1 protein-coding gene is annotated in these 516 nt (G+C 57.9%); it reads left to right on the top strand.

All coding sequences use genetic code 11. The features are described from left to right. Positions 1-423 (top strand): vitamin K epoxide reductase family protein (locus RH857_RS13600; protein ID WP_310538510.1); only part of this gene is annotated, 423 nt, incomplete at its 5' end. Positions 424-516 lie beyond the last annotated feature (93 nt).

Here is a 516-nt window from a genome sequence, read left to right as displayed (position 1 = left end):
GGAACACCGCTTACAACTACGCAGACCACCGCTTCCAACTCCGGCTATCCGCCAGGCATCGCTGGTTTTGCCGTGATTGCAGCAACAGGAGCAGCGCTTCTTGGCCGAGCTCAGATGTCGCACTGGTACTGGGCCGGACTGCAGATCGGCGTCACCTTCGGAACTCTATTTGTGGGCTGGCTGATGTATCAGAGCTTGTTCCGCATCCAGGCCCTGTGCCCCTACTGCATGCTCGTGTGGGCAGCGATGTTCCTCTCCCTGTGGTACGTCACTGTGGAGTCTGCGAGTCGCTGGAGCCGGAACTGGACCGGCTACGGGCGCCGCCTGGCACACGTCATGATTCGGCGTCACGACATCGCGATCCTTGCCTGGTTTGTCCTCGTTGGTCTCCTGGTCAATATCGCAGCCTTCAACTTCTCCTGACAGTAAATATCACTGTTCGCATGGCCTCCTAGCTACACGTTGTCCCGCGTCAAGTAGTTGGCAGGATTTCCTTGGTTTTGAATGTCGGGGTGG

Source organism: Nesterenkonia flava (assembly GCF_031432335.1).
GTDB lineage: Bacteria > Actinomycetota > Actinomycetes > Actinomycetales > Micrococcaceae > Nesterenkonia > Nesterenkonia flava.
The sequence above is the reverse complement of the archived record's forward strand: the minus strand, read 5'-3'. Positions and strand labels throughout refer to the sequence as shown.